The sequence below is a fragment of the Lacrimispora amygdalina genome, assembly GCF_003432035.1.
In the GTDB taxonomy this organism is placed as follows: domain Bacteria; phylum Bacillota; class Clostridia; order Lachnospirales; family Lachnospiraceae; genus Lacrimispora; species Lacrimispora amygdalina.
The window spans coordinates 38262-58307 of the sequence record NZ_QOHO01000008.1; the positions used below are offsets into that span (position 1 = coordinate 38262).

Annotated in this window: 17 protein-coding genes, 1 tRNA gene and 2 pseudogenes; 1 reads left to right on the plus strand and 19 read right to left on the minus strand. The window is 42.9% G+C overall.

Going from position 1 to position 20046, the window contains the following annotated elements; translation table 11 throughout:
- Positions 1 to 96: 96 nt before the first annotated feature.
- From DS742_RS02210 to selD, 15 genes and pseudogenes are all read right to left on the minus strand, one after another.
- The gene (locus tag DS742_RS02210) at positions 97 to 846 is read right to left on the minus strand and encodes a MerR family transcriptional regulator (protein ID WP_117415409.1); all 750 of its coding nucleotides are present in this window, start codon (positions 844 to 846) and stop codon (positions 97 to 99) included.
- A gap of 147 nt (positions 847 to 993) precedes the next feature.
- On the minus strand, positions 994 to 1692 hold the full coding sequence (locus tag DS742_RS02215) for a GntR family transcriptional regulator (protein ID WP_117415410.1): 699 nt from the start codon (positions 1690 to 1692) through the stop codon (positions 994 to 996).
- 76 nt (positions 1693 to 1768) lie between these two features.
- Positions 1769 to 2674, minus strand: coding sequence for a selenium metabolism-associated LysR family transcriptional regulator (locus tag DS742_RS02220; protein ID WP_117415411.1), 906 nt, complete (start codon positions 2672 to 2674; stop codon positions 1769 to 1771).
- 96 nt (positions 2675 to 2770) lie between these two features.
- Entirely contained in the window at positions 2771 to 4231 is a 1461-nt protein-coding gene (locus DS742_RS02225; RefSeq protein WP_117415412.1) for a glycine betaine uptake BCCT transporter, read from the minus strand.
- Between the two features lie 113 nt (positions 4232 to 4344).
- Positions 4345 to 5664, minus strand: coding sequence for a betaine reductase selenoprotein B (gene grdH, locus DS742_RS02230; protein WP_117415413.1), 1320 nt, complete (start codon positions 5662 to 5664; stop codon positions 4345 to 4347).
- Between the two features lie 13 nt (positions 5665 to 5677).
- Positions 5678 to 7003 (minus strand): glycine/sarcosine/betaine reductase component B subunit, encoded by a 1326-nt coding sequence (locus DS742_RS02235; RefSeq protein ID WP_117415414.1) that lies wholly within the window; start codon positions 7001 to 7003, stop codon positions 5678 to 5680.
- Entirely contained in the window at positions 7000 to 8403 is a 1404-nt protein-coding gene (gene selA, locus DS742_RS02240) for an L-seryl-tRNA(Sec) selenium transferase (RefSeq protein WP_117415415.1), read from the minus strand. Before selA ends, DS742_RS02235 begins: the two co-directional genes overlap by 4 nt.
- 54 nt (positions 8404 to 8457) lie before the next feature.
- Complete coding sequence (grdD, locus tag DS742_RS02245) at positions 8458 to 9618, minus strand: glycine/sarcosine/betaine reductase complex component C subunit alpha (protein ID WP_117415416.1); 1161 nt, start codon at positions 9616 to 9618, stop codon at positions 8458 to 8460.
- Between the two features lie 4 nt (positions 9619 to 9622).
- Positions 9623 to 11161, minus strand: coding sequence for a glycine/sarcosine/betaine reductase complex component C subunit beta (grdC, locus tag DS742_RS02250; protein ID WP_117415417.1), 1539 nt, complete (start codon positions 11159 to 11161; stop codon positions 9623 to 9625).
- A 91-nt stretch (positions 11162 to 11252) separates the two neighbouring features.
- Entirely contained in the window at positions 11253 to 11717 is a 465-nt protein-coding gene (gene grdA, locus DS742_RS02255) for a glycine/sarcosine/betaine reductase complex selenoprotein A (RefSeq protein WP_117415418.1), read from the minus strand.
- Between the two features lie 105 nt (positions 11718 to 11822).
- The gene (gene trxA, locus DS742_RS02260; RefSeq protein WP_117415419.1) at positions 11823 to 12143 is read right to left on the minus strand and encodes a thioredoxin TrxA; all 321 of its coding nucleotides are present in this window, start codon (positions 12141 to 12143) and stop codon (positions 11823 to 11825) included.
- 1 nt (position 12144) lies between these two features.
- Positions 12145 to 13086 carry a thioredoxin-disulfide reductase gene (gene trxB, locus DS742_RS02265; RefSeq protein WP_117415420.1) on the minus strand — a complete coding sequence of 314 codons (942 nt, stop codon included), beginning with the start codon at positions 13084 to 13086 and terminating at the stop codon, positions 12145 to 12147.
- 13 nt (positions 13087 to 13099) lie between these two features.
- The gene (gene selB, locus DS742_RS02270; protein ID WP_117415421.1) at positions 13100 to 14974 is read right to left on the minus strand and encodes a selenocysteine-specific translation elongation factor; all 1875 of its coding nucleotides are present in this window, start codon (positions 14972 to 14974) and stop codon (positions 13100 to 13102) included.
- Positions 14975 to 15048: 74 nt separating this feature from the next.
- Positions 15049 to 15142 (minus strand) — tRNA-Sec (locus DS742_RS02275).
- Positions 15143 to 15387: 245 nt separating this feature from the next.
- A pseudogene (selD, locus tag DS742_RS02280) lies at positions 15388 to 16401 on the minus strand (selenide, water dikinase SelD); the annotation flags it as partial.
- Between the two features lie 320 nt (positions 16402 to 16721).
- On the opposite strand from selD, the gene DS742_RS28580 reads away from it, so the two are divergent.
- The gene (locus DS742_RS28580; RefSeq protein ID WP_170313340.1) at positions 16722 to 17090 is read left to right on the plus strand and encodes a hypothetical protein; all 369 of its coding nucleotides are present in this window, start codon (positions 16722 to 16724) and stop codon (positions 17088 to 17090) included.
- Between the two features lie 65 nt (positions 17091 to 17155).
- On the opposite strand, the gene DS742_RS02290 is transcribed toward DS742_RS28580, so the two are convergent.
- The 4 genes and pseudogenes from DS742_RS02290 to DS742_RS02305 all read right to left on the minus strand — a co-directional run bounded on the left by DS742_RS02290 (position 17156) and on the right by DS742_RS02305 (position 20021).
- A complete protein-coding gene (locus DS742_RS02290) occupies positions 17156 to 17632 on the minus strand; it encodes an LURP-one-related/scramblase family protein (protein WP_117415423.1) in 477 nt (158 codons plus the stop codon).
- A 44-nt stretch (positions 17633 to 17676) separates the two neighbouring features.
- Positions 17677 to 18300 (minus strand): endonuclease III, encoded by a 624-nt coding sequence (gene nth, locus DS742_RS02295; protein ID WP_117415424.1) that lies wholly within the window; start codon positions 18298 to 18300, stop codon positions 17677 to 17679.
- Between the two features lie 35 nt (positions 18301 to 18335).
- Positions 18336 to 19571 (minus strand): annotated as a pseudogene (locus DS742_RS02300) (endonuclease Q family protein); the annotation flags it as partial.
- 33 nt (positions 19572 to 19604) lie between these two features.
- Positions 19605 to 20021: a YjdF family protein gene (locus DS742_RS02305; RefSeq protein WP_117415426.1), complete on the minus strand. Its 417-nt coding sequence runs from the start codon at positions 20019 to 20021 to the stop codon at positions 19605 to 19607.
- Between the last annotated feature and the right edge of the window lie 25 nt (positions 20022 to 20046).

Sequence of the window (20046 nt, forward strand, 5' to 3'; positions counted from 1 at the left end):
TTTCATGTCACTGTGTTACGGTGAAGTGAAAAACTCCCCGCTGGTTGTGGCAACCGGTGAGGAGTAATCAGTATTAATTATAAAATTTTATTTGTTTTAGCTGCGCTTCCGGCTGTCTGCATAATATCCCATAGCTTTACTTAAAAATGCGGATAATCCCTCTGCATACTGATCTATATTCTGAGTAAAGCGTGAGTCTGATATATAAAGCTGTCCCAGCCCTGCAAATGCTTCCAGGGTATAGGTAACACCAAAGTTCTCATTGAAAAAACGGTACATGTTATTGATCGCATTTTGTACCACTTCCGATTCAGGTGATTTCCTGCAAAGCTTTGCCAGCTCACGAAACATCTGATCCATATTTTCAAATACCTGATTCTGCTCCTCTTCGGTCATGGAGCCCAGCTTTTCATTGCTTTGGTCCACGGCTTCATTTCCCCAAAGACGTCTGGCTTCTTCTTCATAAGGGTTCTGTTTTTTCCAAAATCCATAAAATTTTTCCGACTGCGTCATTGTTTTATCTCCCTTCCATGATTTCATTGTGTCATCAAGAGTTTTCAGCATGGCATTAATACGCTTTCGTTCCTGCAGCAGACAGTCCCTTTGCAGTACAAACGCTTTTTCCCGGTCGAAATTGGGATTGGTAAGAAATCCCTTGATTTCTGTAAGAGTAAATCCGCATTCCTTGAAAAATAAAATCTGCTGCAGCAGATCTAAATCTTCATCGGAATAGTTCCTGTAACCGTTATCCGGATCACGGTCCGGACACAGCAGACCAATCTTGTCATAGTGATGCAAAGTACGCACACTGATACCGGTAATACCGGCTGCTTCCCTGGTGTTCATAGCAGATACCTCCTGACATATACAATCATAGAGTATGACGCAGCGTTGTAGTCAACCCTTTATTTCCTAATTATAAAAAAAGGAACCTCCCACCCAATAAATAATATCGGACTGAGCGAGCGGTTCATTTCAATTTCCAATTCAATTTTATAAATTTTTTATTGCCTTTAAATATGAGTCCATATGGTTTTGAAAAGCGTTTAACGTTTTGTCAAGAGATCCTGAACGGCATGCTTCAATAATTAACTTATGCTCGTCAAATTTTTCTTTCTTAGTGCCTAATGTAGAAATATCCTTATTCATTGCGATCAGCAATTGGAAATATTGGTTTTCTAAAATTTCAGCCCGTCGGAAACTCCTTGACTTTTTCCAGAAAAATTCATGGAAAGCCAGGTCATTTGAATTAAAAATAAAAATCTTTTCCTTGTCCTCAATGTCACTGTCACAATCCGGCTTCATCATATCATTATTTAATGTCTCCAGGTATTCTAAATCCTGCTCCTGCAGCAGGGATTTTTCAAAAATTATGGTAAGGATCTGCATTTCAAGTGGAATCCTTATAGAAAAGACCTCTGTAATATCCTGATAATCCATCTCAAGAATCTGACTCCCTTTCTTAGGAGAGAAAGTGAGGATCCCCCTCATATTAAGTTCTCTTAAAGCTTCTCTTATAGGAGCCCTGCTGATCTGTAGCTCTTCCGACATATCTGTTTCCACTAACCTGTCACCGCTTTTTAATTCTCCAGTCAAAATCTTGTTTTTTATATAGGTAACTACAATTTCACTTAGATTTGCCTTTGAATATGTAATCATATGGCTTATTCTATCGTATGAATTACTTATCATAATATCCACCTTTCAATATAGATTCTATCACTAACAGAATATTATACTATAGATGTAAGACAAATCATATGATTATTTAAATATTCTGACAATATTTTTTCGCAAAATTAACAAACAATTCCTGTGCAGGAGTTAAAATCATATCTTTTTTCTGCACACAAAAAATATTTCTGCTTAATAATTCCGATTCGACTTCCACAACGTTAATGAGTTTCAATTGATTGTATATCTGTACTGCTGCTTTTGAAACAAAAGAAATTCCCATTCCCTGTACAACTGCTTCAATAATTCCCTGAGTATTACTAAAATATGCGATCGTTTTTAAATCTTTTACCGAGAGACCATGCCTGATAAAGAACGCTTCCATCTCTGTTCTGGTACCAGATCCGCCTTCCCTCATAATAAAATTTTTTTCAGCAATGAATCTAATGACATCATCTGCATTCCGGCTGCCGTCATACTTCATTTCTATAGGCAATATCAAAACCAATTGATCCTTGTATAAAGGCGTCTGCGTATAACGGTTGTTTTCATTTTCCGTTCCTACAAATCCGATATCATACTGGTATTTAATCAATTCCTCAAACACTTCGCCGCTGTCTTTCTGATACAAATGGAAAACGATATTTGGATACTCCTTATTAAAATCCGCTATCACCTGAGGCAAAATATACTGAGCCGGAACACTGGAGGCCAGAATGTTGACTTCACCCGTACATTCTCTTGAAAACTTACTCATTTCATACAAGGACTGATCCCTTAAAGCCAGCATTTTCTGAGCATACTCATAGAAATCGATCCCTGCTTTGGTCGGAAATACCTTCTTCGTGGAACGGATAAACAATTGAGTTCCAATATCTTTTTCCAATGCATTAATCTGGCTGCTCAGTGCCGGCTGAGTTAAGAATAAGGATTCAGAGGCCTTTGAAAAACTTTGAAGCTTTGAAATCTGCACGAATGCTTCTAATTGTTTAAATTCCATATGACCCTCTTCTTTCTAAAAACACAGCCCGACTGCGCCTGCACTTTAACAAAAAACAGAATGCAGGCGCCTCAGGCGTTTTAACGTTTAAAATTTTTATTCCTTTTTTGGGTGTTCCTTTCTCAGTTCCTTTATCAGGCATACACAGCATAAAAGCATGATAATGGCCAGCGGAAAAGCCGCTACTATGGAACAGGTCTGAAGTGCACTAAGTCCGCCTGTCATTAACAGAACCAGTGCCAGCAGGGCCTGAATCACTCCCCAGAATATTTTTTTACTATTGGCTGGTTCCATGTCGCCATCAGAGGAAAACATTGATAATACAAAGATTCCCGAGTTGGCTGATGTTATAAAAAATGTTCCTAAAAGACAGATTGCTATAATTGAAAAGATAATGCCAAGTGGATACTGTTGTAAAACCACAAACAATGCGGTTTCTGTTGTTTCAATTGCTTTTGAAATAATGTTGGTATCCAGATTTAAACCAAGGCTTCCGAATACGGAAAACCAGATAAAGGATACTAAGGATGGAGCCAGAATAACGCCGATCACAAACTCCCGAATGGTCCTCCCTTTTGATATTCTGGCAATAAAAGTGCCTACAAAGGGTCCCCATGCAATCCACCATGCCCAATAGAATATGGTCCATGAACCCAGCCAGGATTTATCTCCGAATGGATTTATGGCAAAACTGTCTTTTACAAAATCATTTACATAATTACCTATGGAATTTGTAAAAACATTCAGAGTCAGAAGTTTAGGTCCAACGATAAACGCACCAGCCAGAATTGCAACTGCCAGTATCAGATTGATATCGGACAGCAGTTTGATGCCTTTGTCAATTCCGCTTACGGCTGTCCAGGTGTAAATAACCATCAGAACAAGGATGATAATGATCTGGACTATTCGCGTTGTGGGAACATGGAACAGGAAATTCAACCCGGAATTAATCTGCATGGTCCCTTGTCCCAGAGAAGTTGCTATTCCGGCTACCGTCGCAAAAACCGCAAAAACATCGATCATTTTTCCGATAGGTCCTTTGATTCCTTTTTCACCGAGAATTGGTAAAAAAACACTGCTGATCAGTCCAGGAGCATTTTTTCTGAACTGAAAATACCCAAGTGCCATACCAATGATAGCATATGCGGCCCAAGGATGAAATCCCCAATGCATAAAAGATTTTTTCATTGCAAAGTCTGCTGCTGCTTCCGTTGCTCCAAATTTCATAAAGTGATTGAGTGGTTCCGCAACCCCCCAGAAAACCAACCCAATACCCATACCTGCACCAAAAAGCATGGCAAACCACGATCTGTTGCTGAATTCCGGAACGGAATCATCCGGTCCGAGTTTAATATTTCCATATTTGCTAAATGCTATTCCTAAAGAAAATGCAACAAACACAAACATGGAAATCAAATAAAACCACCCAAAATTATTAACAAGAAAATCATTTGCTACCGATGTAGCCTTTGCAAATGGCTGGGGCGCAGCCAGACCAAATGCAACTATTATCATAGTGATAAGAAACGAAATATAAAAAACCTGATTCTTTTTCATTTTTTGTCCTCCTCTTTAAAATTACCCCACGCTGTTTCTCTGCAATCAGGTTTTATGTGACAGGAAATACCTTCTGGCATAAGCAGGTTTCCCTGTCACATAAAAATTCAAATTTAGATTTTAACTTTAAAGAGTTGAGGTTCTTTTATATCCGTCGTTATCGCATCAAGAGCTACTCCCACTCTATGATAGCGAAGCTTAAACTGCTCTTCTTTCGATGTCGCAGGATCTCCCAGCGGATATGGAATGGAGATGGTTGGGACCAGTCTGTTTACTCCAACCGTTTTAGCTACCGGAATCAGGTTTGCCATTTGAACGATAGTGATTCCTTCTCTTTCAATTTCTCTTGTCATCGTTGCACCGCAACGTGTACAGGTCCCTCAGGTGGAGGTCAGAATTGCAGCTCTGATTCCATCCTTTTTCAATTCTCTTGCAATTTCTTTTCCCATTCTCGCAGCTTCAGCCTGAGTTGTACCCGTACCAACGGTTGAAAAGAAATACTTATATACTCCGCCTATTTTTCCCTCTTTCTGATAGCGTCTCATTGCATCCAGGGGAACAATAACATCAGAATCATTATTTGCCGCAGCCGGATCAAAACCGGCATGAATGGTCATATATTCTCCTTTTACAAGGTCATCCGTTCCGGAGATATCGTATTTGCCCCACTTAGTAGCCGAAGCTGACTGAATGCGGTCCGGATTTCCTACCGGAACGATTCCTCCGGAGGTAATAAGGGCAACCTCCATATGGCTAAGTTCTTCCGGAGTGATAGAAGGAGCAATCGCCACTCTGTCTGACTTGGGTATGGGAAGCTCCGTATTAAATGGCTCTCCCTTGATTTTCTTTAAAAGCATATCAATTACCCTGTCTGCTGCCGTTACAGGAGGATCCAGCCAGATCTGATCCCGGATTCCTCTTCCAAAGTAACCCTCTTCTGCTGCGGGAAGCAGTTTCTCTCCCTTTAACAGCTTAATCGCAAACTTTGCCATGGCTTTTACGTCTTTTTTCATGGCAGCCGCACTTGCACCGCCTTTAAATATATACATTTCCTTTTTAAACATCTCAACCCCGGGGTTTTCGTCATTCATAGAGGTGAGAACAGGCACACCGAATTCCTTTTTTACAGCTTTGCAGATGTGGCCGCAGGCTGCTCCGTAACGTCCCGCCCGGAACGCCGGTCCGGCAAAAAAGACATCCATTTCTTTATCCTTTAACATGGAAATGATGGTCTCTACCGCTTCCTCCGTGTTTGAACCTATAAAGTTATCGCCGCAGATAATGGTATGTGTAATCTGAACTTCATCGCCCAATTCCTGCTGCAGTGCCATCGCCGGGCCTACAAGACCCTCTCTGATTTCCGGTTTAACATCAGCTAATTCTTCCCCGCCGATCTGACCAAAAAACTGATTCAAGTATAAAATACCTTTCATATCGTCCCTCCTTCTAGAATTCTACCATTCTCTTAACCGACCAGCCTACCACCTGGTCTCCGCAGAACATGGCGTTGTTTTCCATAATGATTGAGCCATCCTCTTTTACAGAAGCTCCCAGAATTTCATCATTGGACCAGCCTCCGGAAAGCCCGTCTCTTGCAAGCGACTCCAGTTCTCCCAGAACCGTTTCCATCTTGGGAAGCCGGATCAGCGTTGATACGTTTCCGCAGGATACGATGGCATCTTCTTTCTCATCCAGGGAAACCAGCGGCTGGCTTGCGCCGTCTCTTCCCGTACATTCATTTGTCAGGCCTACCGTCTTAATACCTGCATTTTCAAGAGCAACAATACAGCCTGTAAAGTCCGCATCCGGATTACCATATCCTTCTTCTGCAACGACGGCTGAATCAGCTCCCAGGGTTTTGGCCATCTGTGCCACAAATAATGCAGCCCTATCCTTCTGCTCCAAAGCAACGTTTAAGTTAGACATAATAACACCAAGGAAATTAATGGTCTTTCCATGTTCTTTGTAAAGTCTCCGGATCATGGGAAAGTTCTGGAAATCATAGGTGGACCATTTGGAAGAACATGGCATAAAGGATCCGCTGATCATTGCCCCATCCAGTACTTCATTGGGATGCATAAAGGTAGGAAGCATACGGTTTGTATCCCAGCCATAATTCAAATCATTATAGCCCCCTTCTTCCATCTGGGACTGAGGCTGCAGCACCAGTACCACACTTGGAAGCTCATTTAATTCTTTACTTCTTTTTGTAATTGGTTCCAGCTCAAAGGTTTCCACCTCATCCGGTGTTAAGTCCTTAACTGCCGCACCGATATACTCGGCCAGTCGCATGCCGGCCCATCTTAATGCCCTGTTTTTCTTCTGCTGTTCCTTCTGCTCAAAAATCTCATCGGTATCAGCTACCAAAACCAGGTTTTTCAGTTGTGAGTAGTAGGTGTATTTTGCACCCTCCCCGCTCATATCAATCAGTCCATCCTGGAAACCGCCGTAATGTCTGCCTACAACCAGTACACTCATATCCTTCAGAGCATAGGTGGTTCCGTTTCCTGCCTGCATTAAATCTCCAGTCACTCCCGGGAATACAGGACCTCCCCCTACGCGGTAACGGGGTTCTATGGCTTCCTTTACAGGAACAAGCCTGACACGATCCCCAGGCGACACAATATAAAGTTCTGCTTCCGTGATATGCTCGTCTTCTTTTACCACTGCAAGAGCTTCTTCCTTATTCACGGTGAGAATCCCGTCTTTTAAAGAAGTCTTATCGCCAAAGCAAATCTCTTTTACATAAAAATTTCCCAATTCCAGCTTCATTCCATATCTCCTTTCAAATTAATTATTTTGTTTAAAAATTCTGCTGCCTCAAAAAGATCTTCCTCGCTCATGGTTCTTACATCAAGCAATACTTTATTTTTGTAAATTCTTGATATAATGGGGACGGAATTATTTCTCAGCATTCGTTCCAGCATATCCGCCGAAACATGTTCCATGGTGATACTTATTGCATAAGAAAAAAGATTAACTCCCGGCATGGATCCCCCCCCGATCTGTCCGGTGGTTTCGATTACCTCATATTGTACATCCAGCCGTTTTACCAGCATACCATGTAATAACTCAGCCTTTTTCTTTAAGTTTTCCAGTGGCTCCGTAATCATTTTCAGAGTAGGGATTTGCTGAACTGCCGTCTCAGGCGTTAAATATTGTCTGAGCGTAAGTTCAAGAGCAGTTAAGGTCAGTTTGTCAATCCGCAGCGCCCGAAGCAGATGATTTTTCTTCATCCTGTTTATATACTCGGCTTTGCCCACAATGATACCGGCCTGAGGTCCCCCAAGAAGCTTATCTCCGCTGAAGCATACAATATCCGCTCTTTGTTCCAGGCAGCTTCTGACTGTCGGTTCATCCCCGATTCCATATGCTTTAAGGTCCGTCAGCAATCCCGATCCCAGATCATAAATCAAGGGCAGTCCATGCTTTTCCCCAACCGCTTTCATCTGCTCCAGAGAAACCTCCTCCGTAAAGCCGATAATCTTATAATTGCTGGTGTGGACTTTTAATAATGCACCGGTATTCTCATTGATGTTCTCTTCATAATCCATTTCATGAGTTTTGTTTGTGGTTCCCACTTCTACCAGCCTGCAGCCGCTGGCCGTCATGATTTCCGGAACACGGAAAGCGCCTCCAATCTCCACCAGCTCTCCTCTTGAAACGATAACCTCTTTTCCTTTCGCCACCGAGTTTAACACCAGATACACGGCTGCCGCATTGTTATTGACTACCAGCGCCGCTTCAGAACCGGTTAAAAAGGTAAGCAGCTGCTCTACATGTTCGTACCTGGTTCCTCTTTCCCCCGTTTCCAGATCATACTCTAAATTAGAATAAGATCCGCAAATTTCTTTCATGCTTTCTGAGACTATTTGAGAGAGTCTGGCCCTCCCAAGGTTCGTGTGCAGTACAACACCAGTCCCATTGATTACTTTTCGCAGATGGGGCTGGTTTAGCTTTTCAATTTCCGCTTTGATACGCCTGATTAAATCTTCCCTGGAGTACTGATATGAATTGCCGGATAAAATTTTCTGTCTTTCCAGTTCAATTTCTTTTTGACAGGCAAGCTTTACCAGAACCGCGGGTACATTGGTCATACCTTCTGATGTAATGCATCGTATCATTTCATCCACTTTTGGAAGCTGCCTCATAGAACTGTTTTTATCTGTCATCTTATCATTCCTCACTAATTAGTTTCAATCGTTCAAAGCAGTCTTATGACCGTGTCAGCCAATGTACTTCTTATCAGTAAGAATTTCCCTGGCCTTTTTCAGATTATGTTCCGCTATCAGAACCACCGGGCCTGTACAGCCCATTCCGCTCTCGGCATAAATACCAGACGCCCATAAGCAGGATACCGCATCCTCCAGATCCATGATTTCAATCCCAAGGATTTCTTCGGTCACCACTTCTTTTGGGGGTGCTTTTACTTCCTCTGCTGACTCTGAATTTTTATTTTGCCTGCATTCATTCAGTATCTGCTCCAAGCCTGCCTTCTTTGCCTTTGCGAATTCATCGGCAAGAACCTTCTGATAATCACCGTCAAGCAGTTCCTTTGCAAATTCTAAGGCTCCTGTTATGAGAGGAATTCCGGATGCCCTTGAGACGATCAGGATCAGCTTTTCAAACCCTTCTCCGATTCCCGGACCATATCCAAAACCAACCGACTCATAATTGCCGCCAGTGGTATAAGCAGAAAACATCTTGGTCAGGACATTACCGGTCAGAGAATCCATAACCATTACATCTGCAGAGGCTGTCAGGAGATCGTTGCCTCTCATGACAATTCCTCCATCCGCCCTGTTGGACGAAGCAAATTGGATGTCATAACCATTTTTTTTCAGCTTTTGCAGTGCGATCTCTGTCTGCCGTGCTCCGTCAACATTCAAAATGCCAACCGTCGGGTTTGCCACTCCGCTGGCTTTAGCAGTAATGATTCCGTAGATGGCGTTCTTTATCATGCTTTCGATCCTGTTTACGGATGATGTTCCTGTGGTAGAAGCAAGATACATCTTTCTCCCGGCTGCCGGCGTAATCACACGTCCAACCGTAGAGACTCCGATGGGAAAAGGATAGTGCATGGTCACCGCCGCACAGGCTTCTTTTTTCTGGAGCATATCGTCCATCTTTTTATGCCCCTCTTCTTCCGAGGTGACCGGTATGACCTCCACATTCTCCGCTTCCATCTGCCTGCTTCCAATCACCTTCACAGATATCCCTTTTTTTGCCGCCTCACAAGCTGCCTGATAAATGGTTTCTTCTCCATGCTCACTTCCCATTGCTGTTATTGCGATGGGCATTTCCCTGCCGGATTGACCAGTCTCAAGCATATGAGCCATTTCAAAAAAGGTCTCTGCAATTAACTGTTTCATCTTACCTTCAGACATATGATCACCCCTCGTCTTCCTGAAGATGCTTTGCAAAATCCTTTAAAGATGCGGCAATCAGTTTCCTGATCTTGTCCTCAGACACCGTCTCCTCCTGTCCTGCACCGCTGTTTTGCTGAAGAATAAAGGATACTCCATCAAACAGATTGGTCATTCTTCCAAGAAACAGACTTCCTTTTCCAATAACCATGGCTCTGGTGATTTTTTTATCCATCAGTTCCTGTCTGGCAAAGCCAAGGTAAGGAACTCCGGAAGGGATATGTCCCTGAGTAGGGGCCCAGCCAACCATGCCATGCTCAGATACAAAATCAGCCAGCTGAGATTTCTCAATCTCTTTGCGCATGGCGGCAAGCGCTCCTATCATCTTATAATTTGCCTCGGGCACATTACCGGCTCCTGCGGGCTTCGTAATATCCGGATTCTGCATTTCTACCGTATACTTATCAATATCCGTCAGCTTCAGCCCTGCTTTTTCAAGAGCTGATGCTGTCAGCGAAGAAATCACGTTCTGAGGAGAAGACCCGGTTCCTACCGTATGCCTGCCCACGATATCGGTATTAATCTCCGGGCTGACTCCGTCATTGGCGCTGACGAGAATAGCAAAACCAGCCACACAATCCTCCAGTATCGGCATTCCTTTTCCTACATGATCCTTTCCGTTCATACCAAGCTTTGCGGTAGATCCTCCGGCGGCAACGATTACATGCTTAAATGTTCCTGCCTTCACCATGGCAGCCGCATGAATCAGGGCATGGGTCGGACCGGCACAGAAACCTCTTACATCGCACCCTGTGGCGTTTTCAAGACCTGCGATTTCCGCTGCTGCTTTCGCAAAGTTTCCTCCGCCTCTCTGATTCATATCACCGCATGCCTCTTCCGAACACTCAATCACATATTCAATTTCTTCTTTCCTGATATCATTCTTATCAATTAAATGTAACAATGATAAAACGCAGGAAGCCTTTGAAACAAGGTTTTCAAAAATGACATGGGCGGAAAGAGAATGGTCAATATCATGTGCCGCTTTGATGCAGCCGACAATCGTTCCTCGGTAATACAAAGGCTCTGCATGTTCGTCTGCGATTAAACCGTTAATTTCTGACAACTCAAAGTTTTTTTCAAAGACACTCAAAAACTTTGGATCTATAAGACTGTGAGACTCTAATTTTTTCTTCACGGAAACAGCAAATTGTGATTCTAATTTTACAAGATCAAATACATCACAGATTGCAATCAACCCGATAAATTCATCTTCCGGCATGATTTCCCCAAATCTGCCTTCTCTATTGCTGTAATCGGATTTCTGCTGATACCATGGCTGTGCATAGCCAGCCAGTTCATCAGGCGTAATGTTTCCAATGTAAGTCTGATTAGGCAGATACGCTTTACATTCTTCATAAGACCGCAGACTCTTATCCAGATTTTTCAGATATTCAGAATCAGGGTCAATGGTTCGCTGAGTTGTCTGTGTTGTGCCATTATGAATTACCATATCTGGCGTATGAGCAAGTATGTAACTTGCTCCTTTTAAGACGCTGTACATATTTTGCCTCCTATAATAAATCAATTCCTGCAAAATGTGGTGCTGTGTACCATTCGCATTTCACAAGAATTGATCTGTGAAGGGATGAATTTTAAAATTTACAATACTCGTCCCTTATTGTTGACATCTCTTTTCGGATATCGTCGACATCCAATACCATTTCCATCATACTGATCTGCTCGTCGTAAACATCGCTATCTACTTCATCTTTGATTTCCGGCTCACAGGCATGGTATACTTTTAGTCCCAACTGGACTCCTGCCAAAGGTCCTGCAAAAGTAGGGTCTCCTGCCGTAACAGTTTCAGCAGCAAGGCCGGCAGCCTCACCTTCTGCGGCTCCTAAAATAACAACAATATTTTCAGGACCGTACTGTTCCGCTAATGCTTTTACCCTCTTTTGATTTTCCAGGTCCATGGCACCCGCAGCCGTTCAGACAAAGCATTCTGTTGACGAGAATACTACTTCTGCACCGGCCGTTTTAACACACTGCTCAATAGCAGGACCAGGAATGCCGTCTCTGTCGCCGATAATGATCGCTTTTTTGTCTTTAAGCATATTACTTCCTCCTTTTTTTTTCTATATTATAACGTGTGCCAGCAAAATAAATATTTACTCTGCAGACTAAAAACAGATTTCCACGTTATGTACCTAGTTGTTTTACTAAAATGCATATCGTTTTATCATTTCCTCAATTTTTTCAGGTGTTGCATCATCTTTTACTAATTCTTCAACTTTTTCACCGTTTTTATAGATAGCCATAACGGGTAGTCCCAAAATTTTCTGAGAAATGGCAAGCCTTCTTGCCTTTGTGGTATTCAGTTTAGTAAATTTGATTTTATCGCTGTATTCTTCAGCAAATTTCTCGACATGAGGGAGCAGAGCCTGACAGGGTACACACCCATCTCCAAAAAAGTCCACAAATACAATTCCTTCTGCCTTCAGCACTTCTGGTTCAAACGTATCTTTATCCACAACTAACATTCTAATTACCTCCTTCGTTTTCTATATATTTCTCAGCCATGACGGCCGCAATCGCACCATCTGCACAGGCAGTGACAACCTGTCTTAAACTCTTTATTCTGATATCCCCGGCAGCAAAAACACCCGGTACATTTGTTTCCATATTTTCATTTGTTCTAATATAACCGTATTCCATATCCAAACTGCCCTCAAAACATTTTGACTGGGGCAGATATCCGATAAAGCCAAAGATTCCGAATGTTCCGTCTTCTTCATCGGCAACAATTTCCGTCACTTCCCCTGTCTTGACGTTTTCAACCGACATACTCTGGACCATACCGTCTCCCTTTATTTCTTTCACCACAGAATCCCACATAAAATCTACTTTAGGATTTTTAAATGCTTTTTCCTGAATGGATTTTGCGGCACGAAGCTCATCTCTTCTATGAATAATGGTCACCTTACGGCCAAACTTTGTCAGATAAAGAGCCTCTTCAACAGCAGTATCTCCACCTCCGACTACAAATATTTCAAAATCCTCAAAAAAGTTTCCGTCACAGGTTGCGCAATAAGAAACTCCTTTTCCGATCAGTTCCTTTTCCCCCGGACAGCCGATAGGCTTTGGGTATGCACCGGTGGCAATAATTACCGTTTTCGTGTGGTACTCTTTCCCCTTACCTTTCAATACCTTGATATCTCCGGAGAAATCTACTGATTCAATACAATCAGACGTTCTTTCAATTCCAAATTTCTCTACCTGTTTTGACATTCTTTCTACCAGAGTACTGCCTGACTCCTCCGGAAGACATCCCGGATAATTTTCAATCTCGGAAGTAATAACAATTTGTCCCCCATCCTTATCTTTTTCAATAAGCAGCGCATTCAGCCTGGCTCTTCCTGCATAAAGACCAGCGGACAGGCCGGCAGGTCCTCCACCAACTATTACAACATCATAAACTTTCAAAGCGCACCTCCATTTATTTTTTAGTATTTAATACCCTGTCTTCTCCCTCGCGTCTGGTAAGTTTTTCCTGATCAAACCTTTCCAGAAGCATTAATGCAAACTTTCTGCTGGTTCCGATAGAATCCCTGAAATCCGGAAGCTTTAATATTCCCTTTTCCAAAAAAAGTCTTTCTGCTGATTCTTTGGCCTCTCTGTACTGTGTTTCCGTCAGAATATATTGTCCGGGAAACACTAAGAAATCACTCTGCAGCATAAATTCAAGCACCTGCTGCTTTTCTTTGATATTCTCCGTAAGCTCTGCAGCTGTCAGCAGAGTATAGCCGCTTTCCATGACCTTTTTCTTCAATTCATCACTGATTTTCTTTTGGCCTTCTGTAAGCACCGGTTCAAAATCACAACACGAAACCAGATTCTGCTCAAGCTTAACTTCATTCTTTGCGACCAGATATTTTAACATGGTCTCACACTGTTTCTTATTGGACATATCAAGCTTTTCCAGTAATTCTGCCTTAGGAATCCCTTTTCGCAATCTGTATTTTTTATGATAATCTTTTAAGACTGCCTCTGCCATATACTTGTAATGCATCAAATATTCTGCATGTATAAACTGCTTTTCGATTAATAAAATAATTCCATCCTCTTCAAGTTCTTTCAGTTCTTCTTCTTTAATGTCTTTATTTAAAAAAGCGGATATCTTAGAAAAATCAGTAAATGGATTGTTTTTAATATATTCTTCTATAATTTCCTTGTCAGAAGCCGAGTCCTTCATCTGAAGCGACCGCAATCGTTCATCGGGATCATTTTTATATCTCAAAGCTTTCGGATCTATGATTACTCCCCCGCCGATAGTTGTGACCGGAGAAATGGTTCTTAACACAAAACGGTCACCCTTCAAAACAGCTATTTCATGATCCAGCAGAATCTGAGCATAGCCTTCATCCCCGGCTTTTACTTTTTTATGGGTGATAGGTACAAATCTTGCCACTTCCTCCGATGCTCCGGTATATAGCTTCAGTTTATAAAACTTACCGATTTCAAGCTTTGTTGATTTAACGATGGAAAATCTGACATCAATCCTGTCCGTTACGTATACACCGTCCCTTGCTGCAACCGTGTTTCCTCTCTTTAATTCATCCACCGTTACATTGGATAAGTTAATTGCCGTTCTCTGTCCGGCATATGCTAAATCCACGTTATGCTCATGAACCTGAAGATTCCGGACTTTCGTAGAAATTCCCTGGGGATAAACCACCAATTCATCTTCTGTTTTTAATATACCTTCCATTAAAGTCCCGGTAACTACAGTTCCGTACCCTTTAACAGAAAAAACCCGGTCTATATTCATTCGGGGTTTTTTCGTGAAGCTGCGTTCCCGGATATCCGAAGTCAGGATCTCAAGCTCGGTTATCAACGTATCAAAGCCTGTCCTGCTGACAGAATCAACCTCCACGATCTTTGTCCCTTCTAAAAAGGTTCCTTTTGTAAACGACCGGATATCTTCTATTACCAGTTCCTTAAAGTCCTCATCTACCAGATCGATCTTAGTAAGAACAATCAGAAATTTTTGTATTCCCAGGTAACTGAGGATGTCGATATGCTCTCTTGTTTGGGGCATAATTCCTTCATTCGCCGCAATAATAATCAGAGCAGCATCAATGCCTGTGGCGCCGGCCAGCATATTCTTAATAAACTTTTCGTGCCCCGGAACATCAACAATTCCAAGCGTACGTCCGTTAGGAAGCTGAAAACCGGTAAATCCAAGATTAATTGAAATTCCTCTTTTCTTCTCTTCCGCAAGCGTATCCGTATCATGGCCTGTAAGTGCTTTAACCAGTGCCGTTTTGCCATGATCGATATGCCCTGCCGTCCCTACAACTATGCTGTCCATTCATTCCTCCCCAATAGGCAGATTGTTATTTTTTTAACTATACAGGCGCAATTTATATAAATGTAAATTATTTTTGGCGGAAGCATATGGGAATCGAACCCACCCACGGATACAATCCGCAACACGGTTTTGAAGACCGGTAGGCACACCAGTTACCTGTCTGCTTCCATTTTGTATTGTAGATTGTCTACAATCTACTTTTACATTATAACTATTTTTTTGTACTATATCAACATAGTATTTTTTATATTTAGAACTCACTTTATTTATTATTTTTATATATTCTGAATTTTGGCAAAAAAAACATACAAATAAACTAATTATTAAAAGGAGAAACTTATTAATTTATATTATCCAAAAAAACAGGTTCTATACTCCAGCTAAGGCAAAGAGCAAAAAACACAAGCCTTATATCACTTGTGTTTGTGTTTTTGCTTATTTAACAATTCAATTTTTTTGTCTGATGCTGTTTTGACCATACCTATCTTAAATCCGTTTACCCCATCAGCTTTAAGCCTGTTTAATAATATATCTGCCTCATCTTCCGGTAATGCAATGCACAGGCCTCCTGATGTCTGTGCATCAGAAGCAATATCAACCAATGTCTGGCTCACATCCGGCATAATTTTGACAAACGATTTGATATAATCAAAATTACGGTAAGCACCTGCAGGTACCATTCCGGTAAGTGCCATCTCCTCTGCTAAAGGAAATAACGGAAGATCGTCTGCAAAGACTGATATAGTAACTTCACTTCCTGCTGCCATTTCGTAGAGATGACCAAGAAGGCCAAAGCCTGTGATATCAGTACATGCATGAACGGAAAGGCCGCTCATGGCCGCTGCCGCCTCCTTATTTAATGCAGCCATAGAATCAAGCATTAATTTAACGTCACCGGACTCGATAAATTCCGCTTTCAGCGCAGTCAAAAGAATTCCAGAGCCTAGTGGTTTGGTTAAAACCAGTACATCACCAGGCTGTGCTCCTACATTTTTCAGTACATTTCCAGGATTCACGAATCCTGTAACGCTTAAACCATATTTCGGGACATTATCCTCAATCGTATGTCCGCCGGTTATAATGCACCCTGCTTTAATTGCCTGATCCGCACCCCCTCGTAAGATTTCTTTTACTACCTCATCTCCAAGACAAGGGTTTACGCATAGCAGATTTAACGCCAGCCGCGGCTCTCCTCCCATGGCATAAACATCCGAAAACGCATTAGCAGCCGCAATTTTACCGAACATATAGGGATCATCCACCATAGGCGGAAAGAAATCCGCTGTCTGTATGATCGCCAGATCCTCACTGATCTGATAAACACAGGCATCATCTGACGTATCAAATCCAACAATCAGCGCCGGATCAGAAAGCTTCGGCAGATCGCTGATAATATTCGAAAGAGCTCCCGGCCCTAATTTTGACGCTCAGCCTCCACCTGAAACAAATTTTGTAAGCAATCCTTTCTGCTCCAAATAAACACCTTCTTTCAGAAAAATCATACTATGAATGGCCTCGTACCAGTTCGGTCACCGCTCCTGCGGCGTATTCAGCTTCTTCCAAAGTATTATACCAGCCAAAACTAAACCGTATGGTTCCCTGAGGGTAAGTTCCCGGTGTAGGTGTGCTTCCGGTGCACAATGCAAGCCGCAGCGTACCTGTATACCGTATTCATGTTCCAGCCGGTATGCCGCATTGTCTCCAAATGAGAAAAACTCCCTGTCCCGCCTAAAACAAGCGGTTCCATTTGGGCTGCAAACGAATCCGTCATCAGAAAACCGCCGATTCCGTACATGGAATCCTTTCAAACAAAACTCCGATCTGCGCCAGCTGGGTCAACGGTCTTATGACAGCATTATGTTCGAATGAACCCGGATCCATGCATGCACCGGTGATTTTGTCTCTTTGCTCCGGTTTGATCGTCGGAGGACTGGCTCAAAGAACCAATTTATGGCCGGTGGTATCCAAGATATCTTTCTCTTTAACGAATCTAATTTTGAACCTGACGATCGGCGATTACTTTACGCCAGGCTTTTTCCCACAACCGGTTGCACACAAAGATAGGGAAAATTGCTGTGATTACAGGATTGGCTGTATTGCTTATCCTGTCAGTTAATAATTCTGCGTCCATAAATGAAAAATTCAGAAAAAGCTTCCATATGAAAATAATAGATGTTCTTTTTAATTTTTATTCTGGCTGCATTTAACAGCATCAATAGCAAGAACCACCATCAGTGCTAAAAGAGCATCCTGTTCTTCAGCCACATCAATGATATAAGTATCCGTTAAGCGTAACAGCTGTTTTTCTATCTGTGCCACAACCCCGCCCTCTCTGGAATATATGGAATAATCCCATTCAAAAAAATCTCCTTTTACCTCCCACCCATTACAGTCGATGTTAAATGAGGGCCTGAAAAAAGTAAATTCTTTTGTTATTGTGCCAACTGTTTCACCGTTTATAATGATATAAAACCGGGGAAGAAACGTGAATATCTGCTCTTTTAAAGTTGCCAGATGACTGCCGTTTCTGTCATAGATTTCCAATTTGTGTCCCCAGGCAGGTTTTCCGCTGACTGTAAAAACAGGACTGCCAGCCTCGTCATAGATGTCATAACTGTCAAACCAGGAAAAAAAGCGTTGTTTGAACATTAATTTCATAGTTTCGTCTCCTTTTATGCTTTGTCGGTCACTTTCATAAATTTCTACAGCTTTCTCTCACACCATTCCCCCAGCACACATTCCCCGCACTTAGCCTTCCTGGCTGTGCAGATCTCTCTCCCATGATAAATCAGCTGAAAGTTAATCCGGTTCCAATGTTCCTCAGGCAAAACCTTCTGAAGCTCCAGTTCCACTTTTAGCGGATTGTTCCCTTCTGCCCATCCCAGCCGTCTGGATATCCGGAATACATGGGTATCTACGGTAACTCCCGGAATATCATACGCATCGGCAAGAAACAGGGTGGCTGTCTTCCTTCCCACTCCTGCCAGCTTTAACAGCTCTTCCATATCTGCCGGTACCTCACCGTCATATTCATTTACGATCTGAGTACAGCATTTCTTTAAATTCCTTGCTTTATTCTTATAAAGGCCAATGGAACGGATAGAAGCTTCAATTTCTTCCAGAGGTGCATGGGCAAGCTGGTCAGCAGTCTGAAACCGTCTGCAAAAGTCAGGCAATACCTCTTCCACCTGCTTATCCGTACTCTGGGCGCTGAGCATAATGGCTGCAAGCAGCTGCCAGGGCTGATCGTGATAGAATCCTTCTTTTGTCACTCCGTATATTTCATCCAGCTTCTTAAGAATTGCTCCAGTTTTTTCTTCTGTCATCTGTTGTAGTCCTTTCCACATGTTTTACCAGCTTAGACCTCATCAGGATCAAACAGCTTTATTATTCCGTATTCCCCGTCATACCCTGGTATCCGCTTCACTTTCCCCTGCCGGAGCCGGCTGACTCCTTCTGCAATCAGCGGGTCCGATATCCGTCTGATATCTTCCGGAGGTACCTCCCTTAAGATTTCAAACTCAGATCCCAGTCCCCGCAGCAGTTCAAAATACTGATTCTGAACCTTTTTGCTTGCGGCGGAATACCCAAGACAGGCAGCGATCACCTCCGGCAGCGGTACCAGACTTTCAAAGGGTTTGCCCTGTGGAAGTACAAAGCCCTCTTCCCTGTCGGAAAGCTGCATAATCCGATGAGATACTCCCATGGTCAGATTCCCGCCGCAGACCGGGCACTTACCGGAATGCTGTTCTGCCTCTGCAGGCGAAAAACAAATCCCGCATTTTCTATGACCGTCATGGTGGTATTTCCCTTCCTCCGGGAAAAATTCAATGGTTCCCATTAATCCTCTGCCAGTCGTTAAAGCACGAGAAAGTCCGTCAAAGGACAGCTCCATGTTTAAAAGACTGGCTTCCCTTCCCAGCTTTGCGGGAGAATGGGCATCGGAGCTGGATATCAGCTGAAAACGGTCCAGCGCAGATATCCCCCATATCATAGAAGGATCAGAAGAAAGTCCGGTCTCCAATGTATGTATATGCGGAGTCAGATCCTCAAAACATTCTTCTATGGAATCAAAGCCGGAACATGCCCCAAACAGGGAAAAATGAGGCGTCCAGATGTGAGCGGGTATATAAACTGCCCGTGGGTCTGTCTCCAGCATCATTTCCAGAAGGCCGTGACAGTCAAGGCCTAAGATGGGCCTGCCGTCAGAACGGATATTGCCCACAGTCTCAAGCTTCCCGGAGAGTTTCTCTGCCGTTTCCAGTCCGGGCAGCAGAAGGAGGCTGTGTACCTTTCTTGTCCTGCCATTTTTTTTATAAATAGAACTGATTTCTCCTGAAACAACAAAACGGGGAATCAGGGTATCGGAGGTATTTTCTCCCTCCAGACGGTATTCTGCCTTTAATACATAAAGCCCTTCCTCCGCCGGAATCAGTTTTTCTTTTAATTCTTCCCGCCATGCAGGGTGTGTAAAATCACCGGTTCCCAGGATCCCGATTCCTTTTCGCCTCGCCCAGAGATCCAGCTGCTCCGGTGTGCAGTCCTTACTGGTTGCCATGGAATACCGGGAATGGATATGTAAATCTGCTATGTACATTCTTTCACCTGCTTTCACAAAGAGAAAGGGGCATTATCTGCCCCTGTGCTTCTCCTTTTTCTTTTGCTGTTTTTGTTCAAACTTTTGCTGTGCTTTCGCTTCCCTTGCTTCCCGGGATAAAAGTTTCCGCTCCAGTTTTCCTTCTTCCTGCTGCAATTTCAGCGCCTGCTGGGATTTCGTGCTGATTCCTGTGTTCTGAATCTGCCTGCGCACCTCCCTGAGAATCCGTTTGGGATTCTTACTGCTTACTTTCGCAGCAGCCTCAACAGCCGGACTAAACCTCAGCCTGTAGTAATTCTTGCGGAGAAATTCATTTACCTCATAATCCTTAGGCTCTGCGCCGAATGTGACCTTGCTTGCAAACAGCTTTCCATCCGTTTCACGCTCCAGAACGCCTACCCAGAAGGGCTCCTCAAAAAATACTGAAAATCCAACCGAAACCTTGTCCATAACAATTCCTCCTAGTATAATAATG

Excerpts from the sequence above, each read along its gene's own strand:
- DS742_RS02305 (WP_117415426.1), bottom strand. The coding sequence starts at position 20,021 with ATGGACAAGGTTTCGGTTGGATTTTCAGTATTTTTTGAGGAGCCCTTC.
- DS742_RS02210 (WP_117415409.1), bottom strand. The coding sequence starts at position 846 with ATGAACACCAGGGAAGCAGCCGGTATTACCGGTATCAGTGTGCGTACT.
- nth (WP_117415424.1), bottom strand. The coding sequence starts at position 18,300 with ATGACAGAAGAAAAAACTGGAGCAATTCTTAAGAAGCTGGATGAAATA.
- grdD (WP_117415416.1), bottom strand. The coding sequence starts at position 9,618 with ATGTCTGAAGGTAAGATGAAACAGTTAATTGCAGAGACCTTTTTTGAA.
- grdC (WP_117415417.1), bottom strand. The coding sequence starts at position 11,161 with ATGTACAGCGTCTTAAAAGGAGCAAGTTACATACTTGCTCATACGCCA.
- DS742_RS02215 (WP_117415410.1), bottom strand. The coding sequence starts at position 1,692 with ATGATAAGTAATTCATACGATAGAATAAGCCATATGATTACATATTCA.
- selA (WP_117415415.1), bottom strand. The coding sequence starts at position 8,403 with ATGACAGATAAAAACAGTTCTATGAGGCAGCTTCCAAAAGTGGATGAA.
- selB (WP_117415421.1), bottom strand. The coding sequence starts at position 14,974 with ATGGACAGCATAGTTGTAGGGACGGCAGGGCATATCGATCATGGCAAA.
- DS742_RS02235 (WP_117415414.1), bottom strand. The coding sequence starts at position 7,003 with ATGAAGCTGGAATTGGGAAATTTTTATGTAAAAGAGATTTGCTTTGGC.
- DS742_RS02290 (WP_117415423.1), bottom strand. The coding sequence starts at position 17,632 with ATGAAATTAATGTTCAAACAACGCTTTTTTTCCTGGTTTGACAGTTAT.
- DS742_RS02225 (WP_117415412.1), bottom strand. The coding sequence starts at position 4,231 with ATGAAAAAGAATCAGGTTTTTTATATTTCGTTTCTTATCACTATGATA.
- DS742_RS02220 (WP_117415411.1), bottom strand. The coding sequence starts at position 2,674 with ATGGAATTTAAACAATTAGAAGCATTCGTGCAGATTTCAAAGCTTCAA.
- trxA (WP_117415419.1), bottom strand. The coding sequence starts at position 12,143 with ATGTTAGTTGTGGATAAAGATACGTTTGAACCAGAAGTGCTGAAGGCA.